This is a genomic window from Bacillus sp. Cr_A10, assembly GCF_029222665.1.
Taxonomy (GTDB): Bacteria; Bacillota; Bacilli; order Bacillales_A; family Planococcaceae; genus Psychrobacillus.
On sequence record NZ_JARHXR010000008.1, the window covers coordinates 144,522 to 168,226 of the forward strand.

The window sequence follows — 23,705 nt, forward strand, 5'->3', positions numbered from 1 at the left end:
AAGAGACACGTTAGATGTATACTATTGTTAAATCTGTAGGGACCAAATTTATTTGGTCCCTTTTATTTGGCATAGTTTAAAAGGAAGATGTATAGTGAATAGAAGATAGAGTAAACTATATAGAAAAAGGGGGATAACAACATGTTTCAGAAGTATGAACTTGCACATGGTGTTAAGCTTTATGTTAGACCGACAGAACAATTTAAAACAATTAATATTTCATTTAAATGGAAACAGCCAATTAATGTTCAAGATGCCTCAATTCGTGCAGTACTTGCCAATATACTTCAATATAGTAATGAAATATATCCTACGAATTCCGAATTTCGTAAACGTGTAGATGAATTATATGGGGCAGTTATATATTTCGATACGATAAAAAAAGGTAATAATCATATCTTTTCGTTGAATGCTGAAACTGTAAATGATGCTTATTTGTCTAATGAAAAGGTAGTAGACGAAGTAATTTCCTTGCTTTCTACAGTAATTTATAAACCCCTTTTAGTAAATGGTAAATTTGTTGATTCCATCGTAAAACGTGAGAAGGAACAAGTTATCGAACGAATTCAATCCATGTATGATGATAAAACTAGATATGCTCAACAACGTTTGCTCGAAAACATTCGTCCAGATCACCCTGCTTCCATATCTTCAAATGGAACGGTACCTGCAGTTCAAGCAGTAACAAATGATCAATTAGTTGAAATGCACAGAAAAATAATAAACGATGATGAATTATCTATTTACATAGTTGGTGACGTAGATGTTAATGACATCAAAGGGAAAATAGAAAGTCACTTCCCATTTACAGCTCGCAAAGATAAAGTATCATCCAAACACGATACACAAAAAGTAGGTCATAAAAACGAATTTTTACATGAAATACAAGAGATGAAACAAGGTAAATTACATATTGCCTATCACACACCAATTACTTTCTTCTCTGAAGAATTTCCAATTATGCAGATGACAAACGGGATTTTTGGTGGATTTGCTCATTCAAAAATATTTATGAATGTTCGGGAAAAAGAAAGTATGGCTTATTACGCATCTAGTAGTTATTCATCGATGTATGGTTTAATATTCGTGTTAGCTGGAATAGATTCGAATTTACAAGAAAAAGCAGTACAGCTAATTGATGAACAACTGAAGGTAATGCAAGCTGGTGAGATTTCTGATTTAGAAATAAATCAAACGAGATCGATGTTAAAGAACCAGCTAAAGGAAGCGTTAGATTCTGCTCGTGCACAAATTGAAATTTATGATCAATATAAAGAATTGAATGAAGAATTTACAGTAGAAGATTGGTTTGAAAAATGGTCTAATGTGACAAAAGACCAAATTCAACAAATGGCTTCTAAGATAGAGAAGGAATTCGTCTATTTCCTATCTGGTAAGGATGGTGCGGAGAATGAATAAAACTTATTTTCAACAATTAGATGAGACTTTATACAATGAACAACTACCGAATGGTTTAAATGTATATATTTTACCGAAAAAGGGTTTTTCCAAAACCTATGTAACATTTACAACTAATTATGGCTCAATTGATCGTGAGTTTATCCCTCTTGGCAAAGAAGAACCGGTTATCGTTCCAGACGGGATTGCTCATTTTTTAGAGCATAAAATGTTCGAAAAAGAAGAAGGCGATGTTTTTCAACAGTTTAGTGAAAAAGGTGCTTCGGCTAATGCTTTTACCTCGTTTACGAGAACTTCTTATTTATTTTCGTCCACAGATCATGTGTTAGATAATACAAAAACTTTGCTTGATTTTGTTCAACAACCTTACTTTACAGAACAAACAGTAGAAAAAGAAAAAGGTATTATTGCCCAGGAAATTACCATGTATGACGACCAACCAGATTGGCGATTGTATTTTGGTACGATTGAAAATATGTATAAAGAACATCCTGTGAAAATTGATATTGCAGGAACAATTGAATCTATCAATAAAATAACTGCAGATCATTTATACGAATGTTACAACACTTTTTACCATCCATCTAACATGATGGTATTTGTGGTCGGTGCAGTGGATCCAGAGATAATGATGAATTTTATAAAAGAGGATCAAGCGTCAAAATCATTTGAAAAACCGCAGGAAATAAAAAGATTTTTCCCAAATGAGCAATTATCTGTTGATATTCAAGAACGTACTCTCCAAATGGATGTACAAAAACCTAAAGTAATGTTCGGAATTAAATCAAATAATACAAATATCTTTGGAAATGAAATGTTGAATTATGAACTTTCCATGCAGGTGGCAGTCGAATTAATTTTTGGTAGAACTTCAGTCTTTTATCAAGATGTATACGAAAAAGGATATATTGATGAATCATACTCTGCGGATTTTTCAATGGAACATGGCTATGGATTTACTATGATTGGTTCAGATTCCACTAATCCTGAAGCACTTGTTGCTTCCATTAAACAAACAATCGCAGATACTCAGAATGAATGGAAATACACGGAAGATGACTTAAAGCGTGTTACACGTAAAAAGATTGGCTTTTTCTTACGTGCTTTAAATTCTATTGAATATATCGCGAATCAATTTACTCGATATTCGTTTAACAAGATGAATTTATTTGATGTAGTCCCTGCTTTGGAAAACTTAACGATGGAACAAGTAAAACATGCGTTTGAATCATTAACTAACAGTGAAATGCATACAGTATTTACCGTTCTTCCAAACGAGAAAAAGCAAAATGACTAACAAATTTGCTCTAGTTGTAGGTGCATCAGGTGAGATTGGTCATGCAATCAGTTATAAACTTGCTGAAGCTGGTTGGTCATTGTACTTACATTTTGCTAGTAATGAAGAACTTGTAAAAAGCTTGTTAGCAAAACTAGAGTCTTCTTATCCAGAACAAGATTTTTTGCTCGTTCAAGCGGATATGAGGAGTTCTGAGTCTGTAGAATCTTTAGTATCCTCGATATTTTCGCTTCAGACCATTATATTTGCTCAAGGGCATAGTTTGTATAAAGGGTTAGAAGAGACGACATTAGTTGAAATACGAGATCTTTTTCAAGTGCATGTTGAACATCCAATTTATTTAGCTGGAAAACTTACACCCAAACTTCGAAAAAATGTGAATGCCTCCATTGTTTTTGTAGGTTCTATATGGGGAGACACCGGGGCTTCTTATGAGGTAGCATATTCCGCTGCAAAAGGTGCTCAGCATGCGTTTGTGAAAGCATATGCAAAAGAAGTGGCTTTGCAGAAAATTACAGTCAATGCTGTTGCACCAGGATTTATTGATACTAAAATGAATCATCATTTAGATATGGAAGCACGAGATCTGTTATTAGAAGAAATACCTGCTGGTGTATTTGGTACTACGGATGATGTGGCAAATGCTGTCGAATTTTTAGTAAGTGAGAAAGCAAATTATATAACTGGTCAAATTATCCGAGTAAATGGTGGATGGTATATTTGATGTAAAAAGAAAAGAGAGGGATCCTGTAGCTCTTTTCTTTTTTTCTTTTATTCATCTCAAAAATCATATATGATAGAACTTATAATGAAATGAAACGTCATCTAAATAGAGGGGACAGATAACTATGGCAAGTGAATGGTTTTTTGAATATGACATTCAAATAAATCGTCCTGGACTTTTGGGAGATATCGCTTCTTTACTTGGTATGCTACGAGTTAATATCGTCACAATTAATGGTGTTGACGAAGGCCGTCGAGGAATGTTGATTAAAGCCGAAAAAAAAGAAAATATTGAACGCTTTGAGCATATTGCTTCTACGATGGAAATGATTCAATTAACCAAATTTAGGGAACCTAAGTTGAGAGACCGTTTAGCTGTTAGACATGGAAGGTATATACAACGTGATGCAGATGATAAAAAGACCTTTCGATTTGTAAGAGATGAGCTAGGTTTGCTAGTTGATTTCATGGCAGAAATATTTAAGCAGGAAGGCCACAAACTAATTGGTATTAGAGGTATGCCACGTGTCGGTAAAACGGAATCAGTTGTTGCTGCTAGTGTCTGTGCTAACAAGAAGTGGATTTTTCTATCCTCTACAATGATTAAGCAAACAATCAGAAGTCAGCTTGCAGGGGACGAGTTTAGTGATCGTAACATTTTTATTTTAGATGGTATAGTAACAAGAAAGTCAAATGATGAGAAACATCAAATGTTAGTAAGAGAAATGATGCGGATGCCTACTATTAAAGTAGTAGAACACCCGGACATGTTTATCCAACATTCGGAGTACTCTATTGATGATTTCGACTATATTATTGAACTTCGTCATAACCCAGACGAGGAAATTACGTACGAAATGATGGAGAAAAACCACGGAATGTCCGACAAAGGGATGAGTGGGTTTGGCGGATTTGGTGGATTTAATTTTTAAACGGGCAGGTGTTTTAAGTGACAGAACTAGGTGCTCGCTTAAAAGAGGCGAGAATTGCAAAAGGATTTAGTATTGATGATTTACAAGAAATCACAAAAATACAAAAGAGATATTTGGCTGGAATAGAAGAAGGAAATTATGCGACTATGCCTGGTTCATTCTATGTGCGTGCTTTTATTAAACAATATGCAGAAGCCGTTGGTTTAAACGGGGATGAACTATTAGATACTTATAAATCGGAGATTCCAACACCGATGAATGAAGAAGTATCAAAGAATATAACTACAACGCCTTCTCGAAGATCATTAGGCGGTCGTTCAACGGGCAAGTTTATGGAAGTTTTTCCGATGCTAGTAGTTGCACTTTTTGCTATCGCTATTATAGTGATTTTATGGTTTTTATTTCAAAATTCACCTAAGAATGATGAAACGGATCCAGCTGAAACTGATAACGCTTTAACTCTGGAAACAAAACCACCTACAGAGGAAAAGAATCCAGTTACACCAACTGAGGAAGAAAAACCAGACGAAGAAGTACAAGAAGAAGTTGTTGAAGAAACTAAGCCGGAACAACAGTTAACATTTGTAGAAACGCAAGGTGAAACAACAACATATGATTTAACTGGTGCAGAGTCTTATTTAGTTAAAATTGTTGCAACAAATAAAACCTGGCTGAATATTAGAGACCAGGACAACAAAATTTTAGTTGATCAAGCAGTTAATGCAGGTGAAACATTCGAGTATGATGCAAGTGCATTAACACGAGTGCGAATCCGTTTAGGTCATACACCTGGAAATACAGTATCTATAAACGATCAAGCAGTTGAATTTAAATCAGATAGTACTACTCAAAATTTAGTGATACAGTTCAACAAATAGCCATCTATTTAGATGGCTTTTTGGTCTTATAAGAAAGGAGTTTGTCGTAAATGAAAATGAATATTCCAAATCAAATTTCCATGTTTCGCATTTTTTTAATTCCAGTATTTATGTTTTTTATGCTTGTAGATTTTAACTGGGGGGATGTTAGCTTCCTCGGAGCTACAATTCCTTTAGGTCATTTAATTGGAGCGATTATTTTTATCATTGCATCCATTACGGATTTTATTGATGGTTATTACGCGAGAAAATATAATCTCGTAACTAATATGGGGAAATTTTTAGATCCATTGGCAGATAAATTATTAGTTTCTGCAGCTCTTATTATATTAGTTCAGTTTGGAATGGCTCCTGCTTGGGTAGTAATATTAATTATTAGCCGTGAATTTGCAGTAACAGGACTACGTTTAATACTTGCAAACGAAGGAGAAGTAGTTGCTGCGAACCAGTTAGGTAAAATTAAAATGTGGACACAAATCATTGCAATATCTTCATTGTTATTAGGGAATGTCTTTTTTGAAATGTTCTCTATCCCATTTGATATGATTATGTTGTATGTATGTCTCATTTTCACCTTATGGTCTGGGTTTGATTACTTCTATTTAAATCGTAGAGTGTTACTTGATTCTAAGTGATAGGAAGGAAGTATTGTTAGATGAAAGCAGAGATAATTGCTGTAGGCTCAGAGTTATTGTTAGGGCAGATTTCAAATACGAATGCCCGATTTATTTCTTCCCAACTTGCTGAATTAGGAATCGATGTTTATTTTCATTCGGTAGTGGGAGATAATCCGAAACGCTTACTCGATTCGATTAAAATCGCGGAAGAACGTGCAGATTTAATTATTTTCACAGGTGGTTTAGGACCTACAAAAGACGACCTAACAAAAGAAACTATTTCCGCTCATTTAAACAAAAAATTGGTACTTGATCAACAAGCGTTACTTTATATCGAAGACTTTTTCAAAAGAATGAACCGTGAAATGACCGAAAATAATAAAAAACAAGCATTAGTACTTGAAGGCTGTACAGTATTGCCGAATAAGAATGGGATGGCTCCCGGGATGCTACTTACATCAGAGAATCACTCGTATATCCTTTTACCTGGACCACCAAAAGAAATGGAGCCTATGTTCCAATTTGAAGCAAAACCATTACTGCTAAAATTACTCAATGAAGAAACGGTTATTTTGTCTCATGTAATGCGTTTTTATGGTATTGGTGAAGCAGAACTGGAAACGCGGGTACAGGACTTATTAGATAACCAAAAAAACCCTACATTGGCTCCACTCGCTTCAGATGGGGAAGTTACGTTACGCTTGACAGCTAAAAGTGATTCAGAAGCTGCAGCATGGGAAAAGATTGAGGTTCTTCAAAAAGAGATTTTTGACCGTGTAGGTGAATATGTATATGGGTACAATGACGACTCTTTAGCCTCTAAGCTTCAAGAGATACTAGTTGAAAATCAATTAACTATTTCTGCCGCAGAAAGCATGACTGCAGGATTATTTCAATCCGAAATTGCTGCAGTTAAAGGAATGGGTGCAGTATTAGTTGGAGGTATGATTACATATACCGAGTCTATCAAAGTCGATCAACTTGGCGTAGATCAGCAAATAATAGACTCATTTGGGGTAGTATCTAGAGAATGTGCTGAGGCTATGGCTAATTGTATTAAAGAAAAATTTAATACAAATATTGGTGTTGGCATAACAGGGGCAGCTGGACCAGATGCTCATGGTGGCCAGCCGGCTGGCACTGTCTGGATAGGTATTGCTTTAAATGATATGGCACCAGTGTCGTATAAGTTAAGTCTTTCGGGTATGAGAAACACTAATAGACTGAGAGCTGTGAAATTTACTATTCATTACTTAATTCGATTACTTCGCGAACAAGGTTTTAAAACAATTTAATCTTATTTTCATTATGAAAAACGACCCAAAATTCAATTTTGAGTCGTTTTTAAGTCCAATAATTAAATTGTCGTTAAAAATAAACGAATAAACGTTCGCTTTTTTCTTGAATATTTCTCAAACACCTAGTATAGTAGAGATAGAAATAAAAACAGACTTTCTTTTGAGGAGGAAAACAATTGGCTAATGATCGTAAAGCAGCTTTAGAAATGGCTTTAAAACAAATAGAGAAACAATTTGGTAAAGGTTCAATTATGAAACTTGGTGAAAAAACAGATAGAGAAATTTCAACATCTTCTAGTGGCTCTTTAGCACTTGATGCAGCTTTAGGAATAGGTGGATACCCAAGAGGTCGTATAATTGAGACATACGGTCCAGAAAGTTCTGGTAAAACTACAGTTGCACTTCATGCAATTGCTGAAGTGCAAAAAACTGGAGGCCAAGCGGCTTTTATTGACGCAGAGCATGCGCTAGATCCTGTCTATGCTCAAAAACTAGGTGTAAATATCGATGAACTCCTTTTATCTCAACCGGATACGGGAGAACAAGCACTAGAAATAGCTGAGGCATTAGTACGTAGTGGAGCAGTTGAAATTTTAGTTATTGACTCTGTTGCTGCTCTAGTTCCTAAAGCTGAAATTGAGGGTGAAATGGGAGATTCTCATATTGGTCTTCAAGCTCGTTTAATGTCACAAGCATTACGTAAGCTTTCTGGAGCTATTAATAAATCAAATACTATTGCAATCTTCATCAACCAAGTTCGTGAAAAAGTAGGCGTGATGTTTGGTAATCCAGAAGTTACACCAGGTGGACGTGCACTTAAATTTTATAGCTCCGTACGTTTGGAAGTTAGACGTGCAGAAGCGATAAAACAAGGTACAGATATTGTAGGTAACAAAACGAAGATTAAAGTTGTAAAAAACAAAGTAGCTCCACCATTCAGAACAGCAGAAGTGGATATTATGTATGGGGAAGGAATTTCTCAAGAAGGAGAAATTGTGGACCTTGGTTCCGAAATGGACATTATTCAAAAAAGCGGTTCTTGGTATGCTTACAATGAAGAACGTATAGGACAGGGTAGAGAAAACGCAAAACAATTCCTTAAAGAAAATCCTGCTATTAAAAATGAAATTTCACAAAAAATCCGCGAATCTCTTGGAATGACTGCAGCTTCATATACTATTGCAGGACATGAGCCAGAAGAAGAAGAGGAAGAATTTGAATTATTATTAGATGAAGAATAAAAAAGAAGTCTCTCATTTTATGGGAGACTTTTTTTCTTTTTTCAATTAATCCACAAACAAGAGTCATAGAATAACTTCAACGTAGAAAACTTATGAAGCGAACATAATGATTCCACTTCTCTAGTATCCAATTTACTAAAGTTAATGATTAGAGACTATATTTACAAAATTACTGATAAAAAAGAGGGGGATAGTGAGGTACCCCCCTCCTAATAATCTGCCGAATGATAAAGCAACCATTATATCCAAAGAATTACGATAACGATTAATAACAGATATTCCTTCTAAGGGACGAGATTAGCGCTTTTCTTTCATAATTATCCTTCCGATTCCTTGACAGAGTATTTCTACATCTATACAATTAAAATTGTATAATTTCTTTACTAATACTATGATGAAATAGGCAATATGCATTTGCATATTTGTGCCGACTGAAACTTAAAAAGAATAGCAAATAGGGGGTGTTCGAATGCCATTATTATTGGAAATTATCATCTCCGCTTTGCTTGGTCTGTTCGTCGGTGCCGTTGTTGGTTATATTTATCTGAAAAAAGTGAACGATTCAAAAGTGACTGGTGCAAAACAATCTTCTGCACTCATCTTAGATGAAGCAAAGCGAGAAGCGGAAGCATTAAAAAAAGAAGCACTATTAGAAGCCAAAGATGAAACTCACCAATTACGAATTGAAGCAGAATCTGACATCCGTGAACGCCGAATGGAACTGCAAAAACAGGAAAATCGGTTATTACAAAGAGAAGAGAATCTTGATCGTAAGGATGATGCTCTAAACAAGAGAGAAGTAGGTCTTGAGCGTAAAGAAGATGCTCTAACCGAAAGACAACAGCATATCGAACAGAAAGAAAGTAAAGTGGACGAGCTAGTGAATAAGCAACAAAGCGAACTCGAAAGAATCTCTACTTTAACACGTGAAGAAGCGAAAGCGATAATTCTTCAAGAAGTAGAAAATGAGCTTGCTACGGATATTGCTGTAATGACGAAGGAATCTGAAACACGAGCAAAAGAAGAAGCAGATAAAAAATCTCGTGAAATTCTTTCTTTAGCATTACAACGTTTTGCAGCCGATCATGTTGCAGAAACAACCGTTTCTGTAGTTAATTTACCAAACGATGAAATGAAAGGTCGTATCATTGGTCGTGAAGGTAGAAACATTCGTACGCTCGAAACTTTAACTGGTATTGATTTGATTATTGATGATACGCCAGAAGCTGTTATTCTATCAGGATTTGATCCAATACGTAGAGAAACTGCCCGCTTGGCACTTGAAAAATTAGTACAAGATGGTCGTATTCATCCGGCACGTATTGAGGAAATGGTAGAAAAATCAAGAAGAGAAGTGGATGAACAAATCCGTGAAATCGGTGAGCAGACTACATTTGATGTAGGTGTTCATAATTTACATCCAGATTTAATGAAAATTTTAGGTCGACTTCGCTATCGTACAAGTTATGGGCAAAACGTATTAAAGCATTCAACCGAAGTAGCATTTTTAGCTGGTTTACTTGCAGCAGAACTTGGTGAAGATGTAACTCTAGCGAGACGAGCAGGCTTACTTCACGACATCGGAAAAGCTATTGACCATGAAGTTGAAGGAAGTCATGTTGAAATCGGTGTCGAACTTGCAACGAAATATAAAGAGCATCCAGTAGTTATTAATAGTATTGCTTCTCATCATGGAGATACGGAGGCAACATCTGTTATAGCGGTATTGGTTGCAGCTGCAGATGCATTATCCGCAGCACGACCTGGTGCTAGAAGCGAGACATTAGAAAACTATATTCGTCGTTTAGAAAAACTAGAAGAAATTTCAGAGTCTTACGATGGCGTTGAAAAATCATTTGCTATTCAAGCTGGAAGAGAGATTCGTATTATCGTTCGTCCAGATCAAATAGATGACATTTCTGCTCATCGTTTGGCAAGAGATATCCGTAAACGAATCGAAGAAGAACTAGATTACCCTGGACATATTAAAGTAACTGTCATCAGAGAAACTAGAGCAGTAGAATACGCAAAATAGTACAAATTGTTGACAAACGCTCTCATTCAGTTTGATAATAGAGTTTTACTACGAATACAAAAAGGCTTCTAAAAGAAGCCTTTTTTTCGTGAGAGAGGATGGAAGTAGAAGTTGAAAATATTATTTATTGGTGACATTGTTGGATCTATAGGAAGAGATACATTAGAAAGTTATTTACCAAGACTTAAAAGAAAATATAATCCCGACGTAGTAATTGCAAACGGTGAAAATGCTGCAGCGGGTCGAGGGATCACAAGAAATATATTCCAAGGCTTATTGCACATGGGTGTTGATGTCGTAACAATGGGTAATCATACATGGGATCAGAAAGAAATCATGGACTTTATCGATGATACTGACTATTTAATTCGACCTGCAAACTTTTCAGAGGAAGCACCAGGTAAAGGAATGACATCTATCACTAAAAATGGGCAAACTATTTCAGTTATAAATATACATGGTAGAACTTTCTTACCTCCTCATGATGATCCATTTAAAAAAGCGACGGAGTTAGTAGAAGAAGCAAAAAAATTATCTCCGATTATCTTCGTGGATTTCCACGCGGAGGCAACTAGTGAAAAAATTGCATTTGGTTGGCATTTAGATGGAAAAGCATCAGTTGTCGTAGGCACACATACACATGTGCAAACCGCTGATTCGCGTATTCTGCCTGGAGGTACTGCTTATATTACAGATGTAGGTATGACTGGACCATACGATGAAGTACTAGGTATGAAAAAAGAAGATGTATTGTATCGATTTCAAACGAATATGCCAACTCGTTTTGAAGTTCCAAAAAGTGGGCGTTCTGTATTAAGTGGCTTTTTTGTAGAGGTAGATAGTGCTACAGGGAAAGCAATTTATCAAGAGCGTGTTTATATAAACGATGACTATCCGTTTAAAGGCTAAAGCGTCTAAAAAAATACTCCGATGCATACGTTAGATTATGGACGAAAGCAAGTTCATAATCTAGCGATAAAAGGAGAAATGATAGTGGATTCTTTAAAAGTATCTTCTCGTTCAAACCCAAATTCCGTTGCAGGTGCTTTAGTAGCAGTAATAAGAGAACAAGGGTATGCAGAAATGCAAGCAGTAGGAGCTGGTGCATTAAATCAGGCAATTAAAGCTATTGCCATAGCAAGAGGATTTGTCGCACCGAGTGGTACTGATTTAACTTGTTCGCCTGCTTTCACGGATATTATTATTTCAGGTGAAGATCGAACTGCTTTGAAGTTATTGGTAGAAAAAAAGACAAAATAAATTCAAAGTGTTGATTAACTGATAAGCGTTCATAATTTGCTTGAGGTGCTTTCTTTGAATATAGATATTGTCAAATACCACAAAGTCGCTACATAATTTGTAGCGGCTTTACTTATGAGCAAATGTTATACATAAGTGATTTTCTGAATAAATTGTGACGGTGAAATTCCGTCAAAGGTCTGAATTTCACTAAAAATACACTGAATACATAGTGAATATGACTACTTCATGATAAACTAATGAAGGAAAAAAGCATTCAACCAGATAGTAAGGAGATGTTTATATGTTGCAACAACTTTCTTGGAAAGTAGGCGGGCAGCAAGGAGAGGGTATTGAAAGTACTGGTGAAATTTTCTCAATGGCGATGAATCGCCTTGGATATTACCTTTACGGATATCGTCATTTCTCTTCTCGTATTAAAGGTGGACATACGAATAATAAAATCTGTGTACGACCTACGCAAGTTCGTACAATACCAGATGATTTAGATATACTTGTAGCATTCGATCAAGAAACAATTGATGTAAATTACAAAGAACTTACAGAGAATAGTATTATTTTAGCAGATTCTAAGTTTTCTCCAGTATCTCCTGAAGATTGTTTGGCACCTATGTATATAGTTCCATTTACAGAGATTGCAGCTGAACTTGGTACTTCCCTAATGAAAAACATGGTGGCAATTGGGGCAACATCCGCACTATTAAATTTAGATAAAGCAGTGTTCCAAGGTGTAGTAGATGAGATTTTCGGTAAAAAAGGAACAGAAGTAGTAGAAAAAAATATGCAAGCTATTCAACAAGGTTTTGATATAATGGCAGAACAATTAGGGGACCGATTAGGGGAATGGGAACTAGTTGCAGCTGATGGGAAACATCGTATGTTTATGATTGGAAATGATGCTATTGCACTTGGAGCATTAGCAGCAGGAGTACGCTTCATGGCGGCTTATCCAATTACACCAGCATCTGAAATTATGGAATATATGATTAAAAAGCTACCACTATTTGGTGGAGCAGTTATTCAAACAGAAGACGAAATTGCCGCAGCAACAATGGCTATAGGTTCTAACTACGGTGGTGTACGTGCATTTACCGCATCAGCAGGACCAGGGCTATCTTTAATGATGGAGGCAATCGGGCTATCTGGTATGACAGAGCAACCACTTGTTATTGTAGATACTCAGCGTGGAGGACCTTCTACAGGACTTCCAACAAAACAAGAACAGTCTGACTTAATGCAAATGATTTATGGTACACATGGGGAAATACCAAAAGTGGTTATAGCACCAAGTACAGGGGAAGAAGCATTTTTTGATACAATTCAAGCGTTTAATATTGCAGAAGAACTTCAATGCCCTGTCATAATCTTATCCGATTTACAACTTTCACTTGGTAAACAAACTGTTGAGCCATTTGATTATTCTAAAATTGAGATCCGTCGTGGTAAATTAGTTCAAAATGAAGAAATTCCTGTGGCGGAGGATAAAGCTTACTTCAAACGTTTTGAAGTTACAGAGGATGGTATTTCACCACGAGTTCTACCAGGTACAGAACATGCTATTCACCATGTAACAGGCGTAGAACATGATGAAACAGGAAAACCTTCCGAAGCTGCTACAAATCGTAAAGCACAAATGGACAAACGTCTTGGAAAGTTAAAAAATATTAACTTTAATGAACCTGTCTATGTAAGTGCTCCTTATGAAGAGGCAGATATTTTATTTGTTGGATTTAACTCAACAAGAGGTGTGCTAGAAGAATTACAGCAAACATTTATTGCGCAAGGGTTAAAAGTGAATCATGCCCATATTCGGTTAATTCACCCGTTCCCAGTTGATGAAGTACAGCCACTTGTTGCGAATGCAAAGAAAGTAATTGTAGTTGAAAATAATGCTACCGGCCAATTAGCAAACATCTTAAAAATGAATGTTGGTGGGCATGATAAAGTCATCCCTGTAACGAAGTATGATGGAACACCTTTCTTACCTCTACAGCTTGAAAAACAAGTAAAGGAGTTGCTTAACTGATGGTGACATTTAAAGATTTTCGTAATAATGTAAAACCAAACTGGTGCCCAGGATGTGGTGACTTTTCTGTTCAAGCAGCTATTCAACGTGCAGCAGCAAATGTAGGCATTCAACCCCATGATTTAGCCGTAATATCAGGTATTGGCTGTTCTGGACGAATTTCAGGATATATACACTCTTATGGTTTTCATGGTATTCATGGGAGAGCACTTCCTATTGCTCAAGGTTTAAAAATGGCGAACAAGGATCTTCACGTCATTGCTTCTGGTGGAGACGGTGATGGTTTTGCTATCGGAATCGGCCATACTATTCACTCGATTCGACGTAATATTGATTTAACATATGTAGTAATGGATAACCAAATTTACGGTCTCACAAAAGGGCAAACTTCTCCACGTTCTGCGGAAGGATTTAAAACTAAGTCAACACCTGGTGGAGCAATTGAACCTTCACTAAAACCGCTTGAATTAGCTTTAACTTCTGGGGCTACATTTGTTGCTCAAGGTTTTTCGTCAGATATTAAAGAGTTAACTGCAATCATTGAAGCTGGTATTAACCATAAAGGTTTCTCTTTTATTAACGTATTTAGCCCTTGTGTAACATACAATAAAGTAAATACGTATGATTGGTTCAAAGAACATTTAACAAAGCTTTCTAACGTTGAAGGTTATGATCATACTAGTAGAGAAGATGCACTAAAAGTCGTAATGGAAACGGAAGGGCTAGTCACAGGAATCATTTATCAAAATGAGAATGCTCCATCTTATCAAGAGCAAGCACCTGGATACGCACAAACTCCACTTGTTGATCAAAACTTGAAAATGAGTGAACAAGAATTTAACGCATTGTTACAAGATTTTATGTGATATGGAAGACTGCCGATATAAATCGGTAGTCTTTTTATCTGTTTTCATCAGATTATACTGGATTTCGTGAAACCGAACCGATACCGGTCAAGTATAACTAAGACGTATGTGCTATTGGTGTGTCTAATTTACAACTTTTAAGCTTTATACCTTGTAGCAATGGAGTGCTATTAAGTATAATAATAGGATGGATATTCGTGCTATTTACGAATGAAAGAAAGGAGCGTTCTCATGAACGAAGAATCACGATTACTAAGTAGTCAAGTCAAAGAACCTAATTCTCCGGACAAAAAATCCGAGAAGGATTATAGTAAATATTTTCAAACTGTATATACACCACCTTCCTTAAAAGAAGCAAAAAAAAGAGGTAAGGAAGAAGTTGCTTACCATAACGATTTTGCCATAGCTGAAGAATTTAGAGGGATGGGTCAAAATCGCAAATTTTATATTCGCACTTATGGTTGTCAAATGAACGAACATGATACTGAAGTAATGGCTGGTATATTCCTGCAATTAGGCTATGAACCAACTGATTCTGTGGACGATGCAAATGTAATCTTACTTAATACATGTGCGATTCGTGAAAATGCAGAAAATAAAGTATTTGGTGAACTAGGTCACTTAAAACATTTGAAGCAGAACAATCCTGATGTATTGATCGGTGTCTGTGGATGTATGTCTCAAGAAGAATCAGTAGTCAACAAAATATTGAAAACCTACCATCAAGTAGATATGATTTTCGGTACACATAATATTCATCGTTTACCTAACATTTTAAACGAGGCTTATCTATCAAAGGAAATGGTAGTAGAAGTTTGGTCAAAAGAAGGCGATGTAATTGAAAACCTGCCAAGAGTAAGAAAAGGTTCTATTAAAGCGTGGGTAAATATTATGTATGGCTGTGATAAATTCTGTACATATTGTATCGTGCCTTATACACGAGGAAAAGAGCGTAGTCGACGTCCAGAAGATATTATTCAAGAAATTAGACACCTTGCAGCACAAGGATATAAAGAAGTAACATTATTAGGTCAAAACGTAAATGCCTATGGAAAGGACTTTGAAGATTTAGATTACCGTTTTGGTGATTTAATGGATGATCTGCGTAAAATCGATGTAGCGCGTATTCGATTCATGACGAGCCATCCAAGAGATTTTGATGACCATTTAATAGAAGTACTTGCTAAAGGCGGAAACTTAGTAGAACATATTCATTTACCAGTTCAATCTGGTTCTTCTGATATATTAAAAATTATGGCTCGTAAATATTCAAGAGAGCATTATTTAGAACTTGTTCAAAAAATTAAAGCTGCGATTCCAAATGCATCTTTATCAACAGATATTATTGTAGGGTTCCCGAATGAGACAGATGAGCAATTTGAAGAGACCATGTCTTTATATAAAGAAGTAGGATTTGAAATTGCTTATACGTATATTTATTCTCCTCGAGAAGGAACTCCAGCTGCAAAAATGGTTGATAATGTACCGATGGAAGTGAAAAAAGAACGATTGCAGCGTTTAAATAAACTAGTAAATGACATGTCTGCGGAAGCTATGAAAAAGCATGAAGGACAAATTGTAGAAGTGTTAGTAGAAGGAGAAAGTAAAAACAATCCTGATGTACTAGCAGGTTATACAAGAAAAAGTAAACTCGTTAACTTTAAAGGACCAAAAGAAATTATTGGTAAGTTAGTACAAGTTAAAATTACGGAAGCAAAAACATGGTCACTTACTGGAGAATTAGTTGAAGTACCAAATGAACTAAAGGTGGGAATTTAATGACTACAAAGTATTCAAGAGACGAAATCATTGAAAAAGCAAAAGAAATAGCTAACATGATTGCCAACACAGAAGAAGTAGATTTCTTCAAAAGAGCGGAAGCACAAATCAATGAAAACCAGCAAGTTCGTGAAAAAATTGCCAGTCTTAAAAGTTTACAAAAACAAGCAGTAAACTTTCAACATTTAGGAAAAGAAAAGGCTCTAAAAATGATTGAAGGAAAAATTGAAGCAATTGAAGCTGAAATTGATGAAATTCCTATTGTTCAAGAGTTTAAGCAATCACAAGGAGATGTTAACAGTCTTCTTCAGTTAGTAGCTAACTCAATCTCTAACAATGTTACAAATCAAATTATTGAAGCAACCGAAGGCGACTTACTAAGAGGGGAAACGGGATCTCAAGTAAGAAACTCAACACCAGGTAGCTGCTCATAAAATATACTATAAAAGGACATACATGAATCTTTATAAGATTTATGTATGTTTTTTTTGTGGAAAAATGAATATATATTAATATATTTGGCTGGAATTTCTATAAAAAAACAAAAAAATCTATTATTTTTTATAGAATTTAATATAACTTAGTATTTATATTAGGGTGATAATAGTGAATAAATATAATAGGTTGGCAATTCGAATAATTATGGTAAAATTATAATGTACTTGGGGAATAATATATAGAAAAGGGAGGAATTGAATTGATGAAAAAGCAATTCAAATGGGTAGCAATCTTAAGTATTATAGCATTATTTATATTATCAGCTTGTGGCTCAACTGAGAATGGTTCTGAAAGCGGGTCTGGAGAAGAATCTGGTAAAACAAAAGAAGATGTTAAATTTTTGAGTCTATTAACTGGCGGAACACAAGGGACGTATTATCCTCTTGGTGGTACATTTGCTGAGTTAATTTCTACAGAAACAGATATTAAAACAACGGCAGAAGTTTCTCAAGCATCCGCTGCAAACATGACAGCGTTACAAAATGGTGAAGGTGATATTGCTTTTGTTCAAACGGACATTGCATTCTACGGAACCGAAGGTACATTAATGTTTGAAGGTAAAAAAACAGATAGTGTTTCTGCACTAGGTGCACTTTACCCTGAAACAATTCAACTAGTAACTTTGGCTGATTCAGGTATTACTTCATACGATGACTTAAAAGGTAAAAAAGTTTCTGTTGGTGCTCCAGGTTCTGGTACTTATGCAAACGCAGAACAATTGTTAGAAATTCATGGTTTAACAATGGATGACATCGAAGCACAAAACTTAGATTTCGGTGAGTCAACAGATGGTATTCAATCTGGACAAATTGACGCTGCATTTATTACAGCAGGTTATCCAACTGGTGCTGTTGAAGCGTTAAACGCAACTAATAAAGTAACAATCATTCCAGTAAGTGAAGAAAAGGCCGATGCATTGATCAAGAAATATCCATATTATGCAAAAGATAAGATTCCAGCGGGAACTTATGGATTAGAAGCAGAAGTTCCAGCAGTTTCTGTACTTGCGATGCTAGCTGTTAAAAAAGAACTTCCAGAAGATTTAGTATATGAAATTACAAAAGCAATTTACGATAACACAGAAAAAATAAGTCATGCAAAAGGGGAATTTATAAAAGCTGAAACTGGCTTAGATGGTATTGGTATTGAAATTCACCCAGGCGCGCAAAAATATTTTGATGAAGTAAACAAGTAATAATCAGGAGAAAGAGGCTCTGTTGCGAATAGCTTCGTGCCTCTTTACTCATTAAATGGGGTTCGCTTCATGAAAAAAATAATAGCAACTTGTTTAATCATAATGCTTATAAGTTTATTATTTATTCCAATGTGGACCGTGTTTGTCTTTACGGAAACAAGAAACGAGAACCCTGTTCTCCATTACATACCAATAAGTGAAGAGAAAGACTTTCAAATTATTTTTACTCATTCTATTCATCTGACTGATGTTATTGAGAGTTATAGAGTAGAAGATACAAACAAAATTCGTTTAATGTCAATGAAATATAGTGACGTTGCGATTGGTATGCCCAGTTATGCAGAGGAAGGCCAAAAGTTAAACTATCAGGATGGAATTTATACGCTTCAATATGATGATGCAGACTTACAAAACTTCACCTTATATATTGGTGATGTTGACTACCCATTAAGTTTTAAATATGAAAATAAGATGTTTGATTTAAAAACGAATCTCGTTAGAGGAAAGTCATATTTATTTGAAGTGAAAAAAATATCATTAGTTGAAAAAATGAAAGGAGTCAGACTGAATGGACGATAAGAAGAACCCAAAATCTCCAAACAACCAGTTTGAAGAGTTGTCTGTCGAAGATCAGCAGGCCATTTTAGAAAAATACGATTTAGAATCTAATACCCGTACTTTAAGTGGAATATTAAAATATGTCATTTATTTTGGTTTAATGGCATTTTCTTTATTTCAGCTATACACGGCTATTTTCGGTCAGTTCCCAGCACAAATTCAACGAACAGTCCATTTAGGATTTGGTTTATTATTTGTATTCTTACTGTTTCCTGCACGTCGTAAATTATCGAAAACTAAAATTCCATTTTACGATTTTATACTTGGAGCAGGTGCTATTTTAGTAGGAAGTTACTGGACGATTCATTATAACCGCCTCGTTCAGAGTTTAGGACAATTTGAAGGGATTGACTTTTACGTTGGACTTCTTGCAATAGTCCTAGTATTAGAAGCAGCAAGACGTGCAGTAGGTTTACCTATCACAATTATCGCAGGATTGTTTCTAGTGTATGCATATTTAGGTCCTTATTTCCCTGCATTTATGGCACATCGTGGGCAAAGTATTGAGAACATTGTAAATTTAATGTTCTTTACGACGGATGGGATATTAGGTACGCCACTAGCAGTTTCTTCTACCTATATTTTCGCATTCTTATTATTTGGTGCGTTTTTAGTGAAAACTGGAGTAGGACAATACTTTAATGATTTATCCGTTGCTGTAGCCGGAAAGTTAATCGGTGGTCCAGCAAAAGTAGCAATTTTCTCTTCTGCTTTGCAAGGAATGATATCTGGTAGCTCTGTAGCAAACGTAGTTACTTCAGGAGCTTATACAATTCCAATGATGAAATCGCTTGGTTATAAAAAGGATTTTGCAGGGGCAGTAGAAGCATCCTCTTCAACTGGTGGACAGCTAATGCCTCCAATTATGGGTGCTGCCGCGTTCTTGATGGTTGAATTTATCGGACGTGGTATAACATATTGGGATATTGCAAAAGCTGCTGCTATTCCTGCAATACTGTATTTTACTGGAATTTGGATAATGACACATTTTGAAGCAAAAAGATTAGGTCTTAAAGGTTTAACAGATGAACAAATGCCGGATCGGAAAGAGATATTAAAAAAGATCTATTTAATTTCACCGATTTTCCTAATCATTATTCTTATGATGGTAGGAGTTCCAGTTATCCACTCTGCTTTATATGGAATTTTGGCCTGCATCATAGTTGGTTTAATCAACAAGGATACTCGTCTTGGACCGCTTGAAATCTTGGATGCTTTAGTAGATGGAGCACGAACTGCTCTAGGTGTAGTTGCTGCAACTGCATGTGCAGGAATTATAGTAGGAGTTGTAGTGAAGACTGGTTTAGGTTTAAGCTTAGCAACGAGCCTAGTTAAACTTGCAGGCGGAAGTATTATGTTAACTTTGTTCTTTGTAATGATCGCTTCCCTTATTCTGGGAATGGGTGCTCCTACAACGGCAAACTATGTCATTACATCAACTATTGCTGCACCAGCAATAATCGCATTATTAGCACCAGACGTACCACAGAGTGCAGTACCAATTGTTGTCTTATTATCAGCACATTTTTTCGTTTTCTATTTCGGAATTATCGCGGATATAACCCCTCCAGTAGCGCTTGCCGCCTTTGCTGCCTCAGGTATTTCGGGTGGAGATCCTATTAAAACGGGTGTGCAGGCCTCAAAACTTGCTATAGCTGCTTTTATTATTCCGTATATGATTGTATTTTCACCAACCTTATTAATGATTGATACAACATTTTGGGAAATAATTTGGGTATTCTTTACCGCAATAATTGGAATGATTGCAATTGGAGCAGGGATGATTGGTTATTGGTATCGAAAAGTGACTTGGATTGAGAGAATATTTGCAGTAGGCTCAGGTTTATTGTTAATATATCCAGAAAGTATTTCTGATATCGTAGGATTAGTTGTATTTGGGATTTTACTAGCAATACAATTAGTTACGCGTGAGAAAAATAAGGATAAACAAGCAATTGCATTATAAATATAAAACACGAACCTCTGAGGTTCGTGTTTTATTTTTAAATATTATAAAATACTTTTACTGGTATAATAAGAAAAAGATTCATAGAATAGAGGTTTTACAATGTCCCTTAACTTTTTACAAGCCGAGAAACAGATATATGATTCTGTTGTCTTTCCTGCATTTGATTTAACGACAGTTCCAGGTGAGGTTGTTGCATTATGTACGAGTGTGAACGTTCGTGAACAGCTTATTGATATTCTATTAAGAAAGACATTGTTATCTAATGGAGAAATTCAACATAATCCAAATGAAGCATTAGGATTTTTCTTTCTTATTGATGGAGTATACGAACGTCTAACTGTTAAAGAGTCATTAAAATTTTACAGACAGTTATACAAATCAGAAGTGATTATAGAAGATATAGTTCGTTTAGTTCAACTTGATTCGAAAATAAATAAAAAATTAAAACAACTTACATACTCTGAAAAAAAACGTGTGCAGTTAGCAAACCTACTTATTCAGGATCCTGAAATTTACATAATGGAAGAACTCGATCAAAATTTAGATGTGGAATCTAAGCGTATATTTACTAACGTTCTAAAACAACTAAGAACAGCTCAAAAAACTATATTAATTTTGACTGGTTTAATTGAAAGCGCCGTTACATTTGCCGATAAAATTTTTCGATTAGATGATAAAGGAATCCATCTATTACAAACCGAAGAAGAAAATCCAGATGAAGATTTTTCGGAGGTTAATGATAATGTAGAAGATAAAATTACCCAACCTATTCGGTTTGAAAAAATCCCGACGAAAGTAAATGAAAAAATTGTATTATTTGATCCTCCTGAAATTGATTATATTGAAAGTACAGAAGGGCAAACATTTTTACATATAAAAGGAGAAAATTTTCCTTGTAGTTTTACATTAAATGAATTAGAAGATCGACTACTTCCTTTTGGTTTTTTTAGATGTCATCGTTCCTATATAGTGAATCTACAAAAAGTTCGCGAAGTCATCACATGGACAAGAAATAGTTATAGCCTTGTACTAGAAGATCAGAATAAATCGTCTGTTCCATTATCAAAATCGAAAATGGCGGATTTAAAAGGAATGTTGGGCTTAAAATAAGCTCCATTCAACCCTAAAATGACTCCTTTCACCATAAATAAGATGTTTTCATACAGTAAATCTCTTAATCTAAGGGTGTACATACGAAATGTTCAGCCAACAATTAGGAGGATGATTATGGAAAATGCAATTGAAGTAAAAGGATTAGCAAAAATATTTTCTAATTTTAAAGCACTTGAAGATGTCAATTTTTATGTGAAAAAAGGAGAAATTTTTGGCTTTCTTGGACCAAGTGGATCAGGGAAAACGACGACGATCAAAATTTTAACTGGTCAGTTAGAGCCAACCGAAGGAAAAGCACTTGTTTTTGGGGAGAATGTATCTACTCTAAATACTCCGACTGCTCGGAAGCGTTTTGGGGTTCTAACTGATAATAGTGGGTTGTATGGTCGACTAACTATATATGAGAATTTAAAATTATATTGCCAACTTTACGATCTTCCAATCAGAAGAGTTGATGAGGCGCTTGCCTTTGTAAATCTAAAAGAGGAACGTAAAAAGAAAGTATCTTCCTTATCCAAAGGTATGGCACAACGTGTTATTTTAGCAAGAGCCATCCTTCATGAACCAGAGTTATTATTTTTAGACGAGCCGACGTCTGCTTTAGATCCAGTGAACACTCTCCATATTTACAATGGATTAAGGGAGTTAAATAAAAGAGGGACAACTATATTTTTAACAACACATGATATGCAAGAAGCAGACACATTGTGTAATCGTGTTGCTTTTCTAAATAAGGGACAAATCCAGCTAATGGATCAACCAAGCAAGTTAAAAAAACGATTTGCAGATGATACTTTAACATTGGAATTGACGAATGATGAGAAACTAGTTCTTCCAAAAAATGCAGCAGGTGCGGAAGAAATGTATCATTTAATGAAAGAAAACAGAGTGGTGACAGTTCATTCAAATGAACCTACTTTAGGGGATATATTTGTAAATGTAACAGGGGGAGAATTAGTATGATCTTTTCATGGAAACGTATAAATGCTATTTTTCAAAAGGATTTTAAAGATTTTTCAAGAAATTTGGCAGTATCAATTGTTATTTTCTTACCACTATTCATGGCCGCTATTTACGGCCGTATGGGATTAGACACAATTCAAGCACACTTTTTGAGTATTAACATGACATTTGCAATGGTTGGAACTTATGTGCAATGTTGTTTAATAGCAGAAGAGAAAGAAAAAAATACGCTACGCAGTTTAATGCTATCTCCTGCTAGCACATTAGAAATTCTTGGTGGTAAAAGTTTATTATCTTTTGTTTTAACGATCGTTATTATTTTCTTTAGTGCCTTTTTATCCGAATATAATCCGACAAATATTACACTTGTTGCATTAGCTATTATTATATCTGCTGTATTTTATATTGCGGTTGGCACACTTTTAGGACTTATTGCAAAATCAGTTATGGAATCTTCTGTTTTAGTACTTCCTGTCATTGGTATTTTTAGTTTGGGGTCCTTTGTTACGGTATGGGCTGAAAAATATCCAATATTAAAACTTGCAGAATACATGCCAAGCGTTCAACTTATTGAGCTAGCTACTTTGGTAGAAGAAGGAGCAAAATTTTCTGACGTACTTTCTAATTTAGGAATTATTAGCGTATGGGCAGTACTATTTATAGTGTTAACAGTAATTGTGTATAGAAAACGAATGGTAGATTAAAAAAATATAGAAGGAATTTATATATAAATTCCTTTTATATTCAGACTGTAGATAAACCGGAAATTATTTCTATATTGAATAGATCAGGTTTTCCGAAGCTTACCGATCGCGTGCGCCGAACCGCTTGGGCAAATAAGATTTTGGTCATGCAATCGTTGCGAATAAGAAAATCGTTGAAACGGCTCCCTTTCCGCGGGCGTTGCCTTAGCCTCCTAGCCCAACACGATGTTGATCATGCAATCGTTGCCGCAAAAGTTCTTTTGCGACGAGCATT

General features: G+C 35.4%; 21 protein-coding genes. All 21 read left to right on the forward strand.

The annotated features are described in order from the left end of the window. Window positions 1-141 precede the first annotated feature (141 nt). The 21 genes from yfmF (at window position 142) to P2Q73_RS06515 (ending at window position 23,431) form a co-directional block, all read left to right on the forward strand. Entirely contained in the window at window positions 142-1,419 is a 1,278-nt protein-coding gene (gene yfmF, locus P2Q73_RS06415; RefSeq protein WP_275785024.1) for an EF-P 5-aminopentanol modification-associated protein YfmF, read from the forward strand. Continuing rightward, complete coding sequence (gene yfmH / locus P2Q73_RS06420; RefSeq protein WP_275785026.1) at window positions 1,412-2,716, forward strand: EF-P 5-aminopentanol modification-associated protein YfmH; 1,305 nt, start codon at window positions 1,412-1,414, stop codon at window positions 2,714-2,716. The genes yfmF and yfmH overlap by 8 nt, the downstream gene beginning before the upstream one ends. After that, the gene (gene ymfI / locus P2Q73_RS06425; RefSeq protein WP_275785028.1) at window positions 2,709-3,440 is read left to right on the forward strand and encodes an elongation factor P 5-aminopentanone reductase; all 732 of its coding nucleotides are present in this window, start codon (window positions 2,709-2,711) and stop codon (window positions 3,438-3,440) included. Before yfmH ends, ymfI begins: the two co-directional genes overlap by 8 nt. A 124-nt stretch (window positions 3,441-3,564) precedes the next feature. Further along, window positions 3,565-4,371: a YmfK family protein gene (locus P2Q73_RS06430; RefSeq protein ID WP_056829344.1), complete on the forward strand. Its 807-nt coding sequence runs from the start codon at window positions 3,565-3,567 to the stop codon at window positions 4,369-4,371. A gap of 17 nt (window positions 4,372-4,388) precedes the next feature. After that, window positions 4,389-5,249 carry a helix-turn-helix domain-containing protein gene (locus tag P2Q73_RS06435; protein WP_053589916.1) on the forward strand — a complete coding sequence of 287 codons (861 nt, stop codon included), beginning with the start codon at window positions 4,389-4,391 and terminating at the stop codon, window positions 5,247-5,249. Window positions 5,250-5,305: 56 nt separating this feature from the next. Continuing rightward, a complete protein-coding gene (pgsA, locus tag P2Q73_RS06440) occupies window positions 5,306-5,884 on the forward strand; it encodes a CDP-diacylglycerol--glycerol-3-phosphate 3-phosphatidyltransferase (RefSeq protein WP_056830273.1) in 579 nt (192 codons plus the stop codon). A 20-nt stretch (window positions 5,885-5,904) separates the two neighbouring features. Continuing rightward, window positions 5,905-7,161: a competence/damage-inducible protein A gene (locus P2Q73_RS06445; protein WP_275785031.1), complete on the forward strand. Its 1,257-nt coding sequence runs from the start codon at window positions 5,905-5,907 to the stop codon at window positions 7,159-7,161. 179 nt (window positions 7,162-7,340) lie between these two features. After that, entirely contained in the window at window positions 7,341-8,405 is a 1,065-nt protein-coding gene (recA, locus tag P2Q73_RS06450; RefSeq protein WP_256363917.1) for a recombinase RecA, read from the forward strand. Window positions 8,406-8,874: 469 nt separating this feature from the next. Then, entirely contained in the window at window positions 8,875-10,440 is a 1,566-nt protein-coding gene (gene rny, locus P2Q73_RS06455) for a ribonuclease Y (protein ID WP_156316784.1), read from the forward strand. A 111-nt stretch (window positions 10,441-10,551) separates the two neighbouring features. Next, window positions 10,552-11,349 carry a TIGR00282 family metallophosphoesterase gene (locus tag P2Q73_RS06460; protein ID WP_053589914.1) on the forward strand — a complete coding sequence of 266 codons (798 nt, stop codon included), beginning with the start codon at window positions 10,552-10,554 and terminating at the stop codon, window positions 11,347-11,349. Between the two features lie 84 nt (window positions 11,350-11,433). Next, entirely contained in the window at window positions 11,434-11,700 is a 267-nt protein-coding gene (locus tag P2Q73_RS06465; protein ID WP_053589913.1) for a stage V sporulation protein S, read from the forward strand. 283 nt (window positions 11,701-11,983) lie between these two features. Beyond that, window positions 11,984-13,726 (forward strand): 2-oxoacid:acceptor oxidoreductase subunit alpha, encoded by a 1,743-nt coding sequence (locus P2Q73_RS06470; RefSeq protein WP_275785036.1) that lies wholly within the window; start codon window positions 11,984-11,986, stop codon window positions 13,724-13,726. Further along, window positions 13,726-14,592: a 2-oxoacid:ferredoxin oxidoreductase subunit beta gene (locus P2Q73_RS06475; RefSeq protein WP_053589911.1), complete on the forward strand. Its 867-nt coding sequence runs from the start codon at window positions 13,726-13,728 to the stop codon at window positions 14,590-14,592. Before P2Q73_RS06470 ends, P2Q73_RS06475 begins: the two co-directional genes overlap by 1 nt. Before the next feature lie 231 nt (window positions 14,593-14,823). Further along, a complete protein-coding gene (gene miaB, locus P2Q73_RS06480; protein ID WP_056829349.1) occupies window positions 14,824-16,371 on the forward strand; it encodes a tRNA (N6-isopentenyl adenosine(37)-C2)-methylthiotransferase MiaB in 1,548 nt (515 codons plus the stop codon). After that, entirely contained in the window at window positions 16,371-16,805 is a 435-nt protein-coding gene (locus tag P2Q73_RS06485; RefSeq protein ID WP_053589909.1) for a YlbF/YmcA family competence regulator, read from the forward strand. The genes miaB and P2Q73_RS06485 overlap by 1 nt, the downstream gene beginning before the upstream one ends. Before the next feature lie 266 nt (window positions 16,806-17,071). Beyond that, on the forward strand, window positions 17,072-18,064 hold the full coding sequence (locus tag P2Q73_RS06490) for a TAXI family TRAP transporter solute-binding subunit (RefSeq protein WP_056829351.1): 993 nt from the start codon (window positions 17,072-17,074) through the stop codon (window positions 18,062-18,064). 69 nt (window positions 18,065-18,133) lie between these two features. Further along, on the forward strand, window positions 18,134-18,643 hold the full coding sequence (locus P2Q73_RS06495) for a DUF1850 domain-containing protein (RefSeq protein WP_056829353.1): 510 nt from the start codon (window positions 18,134-18,136) through the stop codon (window positions 18,641-18,643). Continuing rightward, window positions 18,633-20,648 carry a TRAP transporter permease gene (locus P2Q73_RS06500; protein ID WP_056829354.1) on the forward strand — a complete coding sequence of 672 codons (2,016 nt, stop codon included), beginning with the start codon at window positions 18,633-18,635 and terminating at the stop codon, window positions 20,646-20,648. Before P2Q73_RS06495 ends, P2Q73_RS06500 begins: the two co-directional genes overlap by 11 nt. 102 nt (window positions 20,649-20,750) lie before the next feature. Continuing rightward, a complete protein-coding gene (locus P2Q73_RS06505) occupies window positions 20,751-21,761 on the forward strand; it encodes a LytTR family transcriptional regulator DNA-binding domain-containing protein (RefSeq protein ID WP_275785041.1) in 1,011 nt (336 codons plus the stop codon). A gap of 117 nt (window positions 21,762-21,878) precedes the next feature. Continuing rightward, on the forward strand, window positions 21,879-22,727 hold the full coding sequence (locus tag P2Q73_RS06510; protein ID WP_275785044.1) for an ABC transporter ATP-binding protein: 849 nt from the start codon (window positions 21,879-21,881) through the stop codon (window positions 22,725-22,727). Then, window positions 22,724-23,431, forward strand: coding sequence for an ABC transporter permease (locus P2Q73_RS06515; RefSeq protein ID WP_056829357.1), 708 nt, complete (start codon window positions 22,724-22,726; stop codon window positions 23,429-23,431). Before P2Q73_RS06510 ends, P2Q73_RS06515 begins: the two co-directional genes overlap by 4 nt. Window positions 23,432-23,705: the final 274 nt, after the last annotated feature.